We start from the raw sequence: 4,623 nt of genomic DNA on the forward strand, positions 1-4,623 counted from the left end.
GGATCGCGGCGCTTCAGAGACATCTCGGGCGCTGTACTTCGGCCACCTCGTGTCGATCTTCAATTTCGCGATCGAGGACAAGAGGATCACGACGAACCCTGCGTTGTCGAAGATCGTGTCTCGACCGCGGATCGATCGGAAGCAGGTCCGTGTGTGGCCGGGTGAACGCGCCAAGGCAGTCAGGGCGAACATGGCGGACCGGTACAGGCCGGCTGTGGACCTTGCTGCTGGTCTGGGGCTTCGGAAGGGCGAGCTGTTCGGGTTCTCCCTGGATGATGTCGACCGTGACCGGGATGTCGCCGTGATTCGGCGGCAGGTTCGCATGGTCGATGGGAAGCCGGTGTTCGCGTTCCCGAAGGGTGGCAAGGTGCGCGAGGTGCCCATCGGGCGATGGTTGCTCGCAGAGCTAGATCGCTATGCTGAGCGATTCCCGAGCCAGGCTGTGACCCTTCCCTGGTCGCACGTCGGTGGTGAGCCGGTCACCGTTGCGCTCCTGATGGTCGACGAGCATGGTCGCGTATGCGAGCCGAAGAAGTTCGAGCGGTTCGCGTGGGGTCCGGCTCTGAAGGCTGCTGGGGTGGCACCGCGTACGCGCGCCGACGGTGTGCATGCCTTGCGGCACTTGTACGCGTCCGTTCTCCTCGACGCCGGGGAATCAGTCAAGGCGTTGTCGCAGTACCTCGGTCACTCGGACCCGGGGTTCACGCTCCGCGTGTATACCCACCTGATGCCGAACAGCCACGAGCGCACCAAGCGCGCGGTCGATGCGTTCTTCGCAGGAACACTGGGCGGTGAGGATGGCGGCTCCGCCGCTGCTGCCTGACGGCCTGGCGACGGCCTGGAGGGGCTGCGACAGGCTAACCCGCTGGTCACAGCCCCATCTCACTTACATGTTGATCATATGCTGAGTGTCCTCGTGCGACCTGCCGCCTTGGCGCAGTAGGTGCCGTTGACCTGCCAAAACAAGACTTGGCGTTTCTCGCTCGTTCTCCCGTCTGCCTGACCTCTGACGGCCTGGCGACGGCCTGACGTAGGTTCCAGCCGGCCTGCGGACGTTCTCAGCTTGGGAACCAGCCGGATGGGTCTGGACAACGACGCTGATCTGCGGCGGAGTGTGTTCCTGGGGTGCCGCCGTTGACCGCTGTTGACCGGGGCATGTTGTTGGGATGTTGTTGCGCAAGTCCTGACGTTACCTCCTCGAGGGTGGCTCGTTTTTCGCAGCCGACGACATGCTTACTGGACGTGCGAGGTGATTTTGAGACTGAATTCTTGTCCGCCGATTTTCCTCAATCAATGTTCTGGTCATTCGTAGTTCTTGACGCCAACGCCTCATAGCGCGTTCGTCACTGAACCACAGCACCATAATTAGCTCATAACTCGCACCCACCTCGTTAAGCTCGGGCAGATCGGTTACTGGTACCCAGAACTCTGCACTTCCACCTCGGGTGTTCGGTACGTGGCCAGCAGCGCGATGTATATCTCCTTCACCAAGCTTGCGGCCGTCAGTCGTGCGGATCTCCGCCCGGATGTCCAAGGCGTCGTGCCTGGCGACGTTGCTGAAGCCGATGTTGATTTCGTTGTCGGTTTCTTTGTCGACGTCCGGTACGAATTCTGGGCGCAGGATGGTTATTAAAGCTTCCTCTGCGTGTCGAGCAGAATCTTGCGACTTCCGTGCGTGAACCCAAGATGCACTTGCCCCGGCAAAGGTGCCCAGCACCAGAAAGCTGCTCAGGATGTTAGCCCACAAGACTGGATCCTTGTCTCGTCGAGGTTGGTTGTCTACTTCATGGTCTCTCAACGAGTGTGGCCATTAGCAGGCAGACTCTTCCTCCCTGTCCCCTTCGCCCTTGCCTGTGCGTAGCGCCGCGTTGGTGGGGTCAAGGGTGCGCGTAAGCGCATCGCGTAGCGACGCCGTAGGCGCCCTTGAGCCTTCCGGCGCGGCGTTCGATCATGCGGGGGCGATGAAGGGGACAGCCCACGGTGACGGGCGCATGCGAAAGTGCCTCGGCTGTCGATGGGCGGCCGGTGCGTGTGGCGCGGCCGGCGACGCCGGCGCCGGCGTGAGCATCCGGCGGGAGCCGGCGCCGAGCGGGAGCCGGCCGTAGGCGGCGCGTCAGCGCCGCCCCTTGACCTCTGTAGAGGCTAATTCGGCAACGCGGTCGGGTTGGCGTTCACGCCGTGGGACGGGTGATGGCCGCGACATCGGCGTCGTCGAGCAGGTCGGTGCCGTCGTGGACGCGGACGTAGGGTCCGGCATCGGCGAGGGCGTCGGTGACGCGAATGCCTCGGGCCGGTGGCATCATCCGGGCGGCTTCAGCGGGGTCGATCCAGGCGACCGACGTGGCCTCGGCGCTGGTATGCGCGGTGCCGTCGATGGGTGTGCAGCGGAACGCCAAGGAGACCACGCCGAGTCGCATGTTCTTGTAGATGCCGGTCAGCCGGTCGGGCTGGATGAGGACGCCGGTTTCTTCGCGGACTTCGCGCACCACGCATTGCTCGGGGGTTTCGTTGAGTTCGAGCACTCCGCCAGGTGGGACCCAGCGTTGGTCGTCCTCGCGCTGGATAGCCAGGATCCGGCCGTCGCCGCGAACCACGATGCCGGTGACGCTGACCGAATGGCGCGGCAGGTCGTTGACTGCGGTCATGATTCCTCCGCTGACCATTCGTAGGTGAGCCGCCACAGCTGGCTGGGGAAGACGTTGACCACCACGTCCAGGGGCCGTCCGGTGTGGTCGAGGGCGAATCGAACGACTTCCAGCACGTGGTAGGCCGGGCTGATGGAGAAGAAGTCGGCTTCCTCCTCGGTGGGGCGGCGTGACTCGATTTCCTCGACGAATCGCACCACGCGATAGCCGCGTTCGGCCAGCCGCTGATACAAGCCGGTGGGCCCGGTATCGGGGAAGGCGATCTCGGGTCCGCCGGCGACATCCAGCGGGATATACGAGGCGGCGATCTGGACCGCCCGCTCGTCGGCGTACATGTGGCGCTTGCGGATCAGCGCCTGCTCTCCCTCGCTAAGCCCGAGATGCTTAGCGACCTCGGTCGGTGGGGTGACGATCTCGGCCTGGACCAGCTCGGTGCGCGGTTCCATGCCTGCCTTGTGCAGGCTCTCGGCGAACGAACTACCGGAGCCGTTGCCCTTGGGTGGGATGTGCCGAACACGCTTAACGGTCGGAAAGTCGAGAACGTAGGAGCCCCTGCCGTGCTCGGTGCGGATCAGCCCTTCGGATTCCAGGAGCGCGATGGCTCGGCTGATGGATGTCTGGTTGAGGCCGTAGCGACGGGCTAGTTCGGGTTGACTAGGCAGAGTCTCGCCCGCCTGGTAGCTACCGCGCGCGATGGCTTCGCGCAGGTCATCGGCAACGTGCCGATAGCGGGCGGTAGGGCGCTGCGGACGCATGCGGACTCCTCAACTTATGACTCCTGACATCAGTCTATCCGGTCGTTCCCGGTAGGCCTGTCTACCTGCGATGTCGCGTCGGTTGGTCAACCTATGACATACGTGTTAAGTTGATGGCGCAGCGGTGACGAGCCGCGTGAAGCAACACGTAAGGAGATCACTGGCGATGGGTATGGATCGGTTTCATCGGTTTGATGTGGCTTTTGGTGAGGCGTTTCCGAAGGGGTTGGTGCTGGTTGGCGAGATCGAGCCGGATAACGAGTTTCAGCAGAACCGCAACGCGGCGCCGCGGCAGCGGGTGGATGAGCGTACGGGGCTGCGGCAGTGGAAGGGGGTGTTTTCGGATCCGGCGCATGTGAAGGAGTCGGAGGCGTCGGTGAAGGTGACGTTTCTGGCCGAGGTTCAGCCGGTGCCGAGCGCGGAGGAGTTCGTGCCCGGTTGTGGGATGCGGCCGGTGGAGTTGGAGGGGCTGCAGGTCACGCCGAAGGTCACGGGCCAGGGGGAGTTCAAAAAGCTCGGCTGGTCCTACTTCGCGACCGGCTTCGCCGAGCCGGCCGGCTCGACCGGCGGTGGCGCGGGTTCGGCGTCGGCTGCCGCTGCGGGTTCGCCGGCCAGTGGCGGCAAGACCGGTACGCGTACTTCGCGCGGCAGCGGGTCGGAGTCCGACACGTCGGCGTCGGCGGAGGCTGCCTGAGTTGGGGAGGGGGTGAGTGCTGTGGGTGTGCGGATCCATGTTCCGAAACCACCCAAGCCTGATCGGTAGGGGTGACCCCGCTGGTGGGGGCCGGGTCCGCTGGCACCGGGCCTGGCCCCCGGGGGTCTCCCTCCACCTGGTGTGAGCCGTTGGCAGGGCTCTGTGATGGGGAGAGGAGTCGAGCATAGATGACGACCGTGATGGGTGCCGGTGCCGAGATGGTGTCGGTGCCGGAGATGGTGCGCGCGGGCCTGGAGCGGGCTCGGCGCCAATATGTGCGGTCCTTGCGGATGCCGCAGGGCAGTGACGAGCAGAACGCCGCCCACTGGGCGCGGGTGGCTGAGGTGTATCGGCGGGAGGCGCGCTGGTGGGCGGTGTTGGAGCGGTGGGTGTTCTTGCCGCAGGGCCGGACGGTCGGTGTGGTCTTCGGTGATGCCGCGATCCAGGCCCGGAACCGCGCCGAGCGGTTCGCGCAGGACTACGAGGCCCTGGCCGGCCGCGCCCGGAACCTCCCTGACGGGGCCGTGCG

The 4,623-nt window shown here is 65.0% G+C and carries 6 protein-coding genes; 4 read left to right on the forward strand and 2 right to left on the reverse strand.

Annotation, left to right across the window (positions count from 1 at the left end; genetic code table 11):
* Together CHB84_RS21835 and CHB84_RS23105 are read left to right on the forward strand one after the other, a co-directional pair.
* A partial coding sequence (locus tag CHB84_RS21835) for a tyrosine-type recombinase/integrase (protein WP_176440088.1) occupies positions 1 to 823 on the forward strand: 823 nt, incomplete at its 5' end.
* 633 nt (positions 824 to 1,456) lie between these two features.
* The gene (locus CHB84_RS23105) at positions 1,457 to 1,633 is read left to right on the forward strand and encodes a hypothetical protein (protein ID WP_176440089.1); all 177 of its coding nucleotides are present in this window, start codon (positions 1,457 to 1,459) and stop codon (positions 1,631 to 1,633) included.
* A gap of 538 nt (positions 1,634 to 2,171) precedes the next feature.
* On the opposite strand, the gene CHB84_RS21840 is transcribed toward CHB84_RS23105, so the two are convergent.
* Both CHB84_RS21840 and CHB84_RS21845 read right to left on the reverse strand, forming a co-directional pair.
* Entirely contained in the window at positions 2,172 to 2,645 is a 474-nt protein-coding gene (locus CHB84_RS21840) for an NUDIX hydrolase (RefSeq protein ID WP_176440090.1), read from the reverse strand.
* Entirely contained in the window at positions 2,642 to 3,400 is a 759-nt protein-coding gene (locus CHB84_RS21845; RefSeq protein WP_089303530.1) for a GntR family transcriptional regulator, read from the reverse strand. Before CHB84_RS21845 ends, CHB84_RS21840 begins: the two co-directional genes overlap by 4 nt.
* Positions 3,401 to 3,566: 166 nt before the next feature.
* Here CHB84_RS21845 and CHB84_RS21850 point away from each other — a divergent pair, with 166 nt between their 5' ends.
* Both CHB84_RS21850 and CHB84_RS21855 read left to right on the forward strand, forming a co-directional pair.
* Positions 3,567 to 4,094: a hypothetical protein gene (locus CHB84_RS21850; protein WP_245818911.1), complete on the forward strand. Its 528-nt coding sequence runs from the start codon at positions 3,567 to 3,569 to the stop codon at positions 4,092 to 4,094.
* Positions 4,095 to 4,282: 188 nt separating this feature from the next.
* The coding region (locus CHB84_RS21855; RefSeq protein ID WP_141134779.1) for a hypothetical protein at positions 4,283 to 4,623 on the forward strand (341 nt) is incomplete at its 3' end.

Source organism: Haloechinothrix alba, from assembly GCF_900188115.1.
In the GTDB taxonomy this organism is placed as follows: domain Bacteria; phylum Actinomycetota; class Actinomycetes; order Mycobacteriales; family Pseudonocardiaceae; genus Haloechinothrix; species Haloechinothrix alba.